The 2,916-nt window shown below is 70.8% G+C and carries 2 protein-coding genes and 1 pseudogene; 1 reads left to right on the top strand and 2 read right to left on the bottom strand.

Features of this window, described 5'->3' with window-relative positions; genetic code table 11:
- The coding region (locus V7053_RS18575) for a lactonase family protein (RefSeq protein ID WP_334173735.1) at positions 1-1,130 on the top strand (1,130 nt) is incomplete at its 5' end.
- Positions 1,131-1,137: 7 nt separating this feature from the next.
- Here the strand turns inward: V7053_RS18575 and V7053_RS18570 are convergent.
- Both V7053_RS18570 and V7053_RS18565 read right to left on the bottom strand, forming a co-directional pair.
- A complete protein-coding gene (locus V7053_RS18570; protein ID WP_334173734.1) occupies positions 1,138-2,409 on the bottom strand; it encodes a chloride channel protein in 1,272 nt (423 codons plus the stop codon).
- A 134-nt stretch (positions 2,410-2,543) separates the two neighbouring features.
- Positions 2,544-2,916 (bottom strand): annotated as a pseudogene (locus V7053_RS18565) (transglycosylase domain-containing protein); the annotation flags it as partial.

Raw genomic sequence — 2,916 nt, 5'->3', positions numbered from 1 at the left:
AACCCGACGCTGACAATCCCTCTGCCCAGCGCACCTTGGTCCTCGTCGCGTGCCCGGGGGCCGGCGTCGTCGACCTCCTCGAACTCGACGCCGGTTCGGGGGCACTCAAACCCCTCGCCCGGGCAGAGGGTCTCCCCGGAGTCGCGGCGCTCGCGTTGGATCCTCATGGCACGGCGTATGCCGCCTGCAACGGCGACGGAACCGACGCCAGCCGGCCGCGCGCCGTCGCCCTCTCCCTCGACCCCGTGGGCGCGGTGGCCCAAGGAGAAGTCCGTGACCTCCCGGCGTCGGCCTGCTTCCTGGCAATCGGGCCCGACGGCGGCGGCCTCTTCAGCGCGTCCTACGGGGACGGGAGGCTCGACCGGGTGCCGCTCCCCGGGGCCGACGACGGTGCCGCCGCGACGTACGAGACCGGAGCCAACACGCACTGCGTCGCCTTCAGCCCGGATGGCCGCTTCGCCTACGCGACTTCTCTGGGAGATGACCGGGTGAGCTGGTTCGAGATGGGAGCCAAAGGCGCATCAGGGGCGGACGACGGCGCGATCAGCCCCAGCGGACACGTCGCCGCCGAGCCCGGCTCGGGGCCGAGGTACCTCCGCCTCAACGGCGCCGGGGACCGCGCCTACGTCGTGCACGAACTCACAGGCGAGATAGCGGTGTACGGCAGGGACGGGGAATCGGGTGCGCTCGAACTCCTCCAACGGGTCTCGGCCGTCGAGGGGCTCGGCCTCGCGCCGGGTCCAGTGCGCTCCGCGACCACGCCGGATCCCGGCACGGGAGTGGTGTGGGCGGCGGACGTGCGGCTCACACCCGACGAGCGCTTCCTCTATGCGACCGAGCGGTCAACGAGCACGATCGCTGGCTTCGCGCTGAAGGACGACGGGACGCTCGAGTTCGTGTCCAGGACCTCGACCGAGACCCAGCCCTGCGGGAGCGCGATCGACCCGTCAGGGCGGTTCCTGCTGGTGTGCGGCGAGGGCTCGGACCACGTCTCGTCCTACTGGATCGGAGAGGACGGGTGGCTCACCGCGGCCTCACGGGCCGAGACGAGCGCCGGTCCGCTCGCGATCGAATGCTGGGGTGCGCCGGGCGACAGGCTCGGCATCCGTCGGGCGCAGACTCTGGCCTGACCGCGCCTTACGCGATGTCCGAGAGCCGGGTCCTCTCGAGGAAATAGACGACCGCGAGGGCCCCGGCGATCGCCGCCATTCCCGGAACGAGGAGCTCGGGCCCCTGGCCGGTGAATTCCGTGACGAGGATGAGGCCGGTCATCGGCGCGCGCATCGTGCCGGCCAAGAACGCCGCCGCACCGACGAACGCGAACGCGGCCGTCGACGTCCCCGGCAGCACGAGGTTCACGGCGCTCCCGAGGGCGATGCCCAGCATCGCCCCGATGGCGACGGATGGGGTCAGAGTGCCGCCTGCAGCGCCGGCCTTGATGGTGCCGACCGTCGTCGCGGTCTTGGCGAGCAGCAGGAGCGCAACGAGGGTCAGCGGAGCCGTCCCGGTGAAGACCGTCTGGGCGGCTGCCTTCCCGTTGCCGAGAACCTCGGGCAGGAAGATCGAAACGGCCCCCACCCCCGCGAAGATGAGCGGCATGACCCACAGGATCGCGGCGCCGCGCGGCTTGGTCAAAGCTGCGGCCTGGGTGAGGCGCACGAATCCGGAGGCGGCCAGCCCGATGACGGGGCCTACGACGACCGCCCACCCGACGAGCTGCGGGGTCACGACGACGTGCGGCAGGGCGTACATCGGCGAAACCGGCACGACGACGCGGGCTACCGCCGCGGCGAGGGCTGATGCTGCGAACGCCGGGAGGAGCGTCGCGAAGCTCACCTCGGCGAGCAGGATCTCCACGACGAACAGTGCGCCGCCGAAGGGCACGTTGTAGACGGCGGCCAGACCCGCGCCGGCGCCGCACGCGACGAGGATCTTCGCCTCCCGCTCGCTCAGCCTGGCGGCCCGCGTGACCTTGTCCGCGAACAGGGCCCCGAGCTCGCGCGGCGCCGCCTCACGCCCGATGGACGCGCCGAGGCCCACGATGCCGATCTGGAGCGCCGCGTTCACGATGGTCGTCTTGAGCGGCATCGGGGTTCCCTTGGCCGCTCGCTCTACCGAGACGACGCGGCGTCCCCAGCGGCGGAGGGCCCACCACCCGACGGCGCCGACGACGCCGGCCGCGACGAGCGACGCAAATCGTCGCCACGGGGGCGCCTGCGTGACGCCGTCGAGCAGCGTCCCGCTCGTGTAGCCGAAGGCGAGATGCTCGATGAGCTGCAGCGCAAGGTCCACTGCAATTCCGACGACGCCGGCGCCGAGGCCGACGAGAAGAGTCACCGCGGTCAGGCGCAGGAGCCACGCTCCCTCGCTCCGCAGCTTGGCCCCACTCGGGGCGGTCGTTGAACTCACCGCCGGATCCCTTGGTGGCGCCCCTCCGCTGGGCTCCTCTCGGGCACCAGCAGGCAGAACTGTTCTGTCATAGACCTATTCTAGGCCAGAACTAGATCGGTGGCAGAACTATCCGTTACCCCTGGCCTCCGGCCTCAGCCGATGAGGTTCTGGGGCGGCGGGTCGAAGTTGCCGTGGTCGTAGTAGCCGACCGCCTGCTGCATGTACTGCGCCCACTGGGGGCCGGCGATGTAGGCGCCGTCGATGACGGGATAGAACTTGCCGTTCACCGTGACGTTCTGCCCGGGGTTGGCGGGGTTCGCCGTGAAGGGGTTGCCGAAGAACGACGCCGTGGACAGGCCCTTCGTGTAGCCGACGACCCATGTCTGGTTGTTGTACTGGTTGGTGCCCGTCTTGGCCGCGTCCGGAACGCCGAGCTTCTGCGGGATGAGCAGGCCCGAACCCTTGGTGATGACGTCCTGCAGGACGTTCGTCGCCGCCTGGGCCACGCCCGGCTTGAGGGCGTCC

It is taken from the genome of Sinomonas sp. (genome assembly GCF_036848755.1).
In the GTDB taxonomy this organism is placed as follows: Bacteria; Actinomycetota; Actinomycetes; order Actinomycetales; family Micrococcaceae; genus Sinomonas.
The sequence above is the reverse complement of the archived record's forward strand: the minus strand, read 5'-3'. Positions and strand labels throughout refer to the sequence as shown.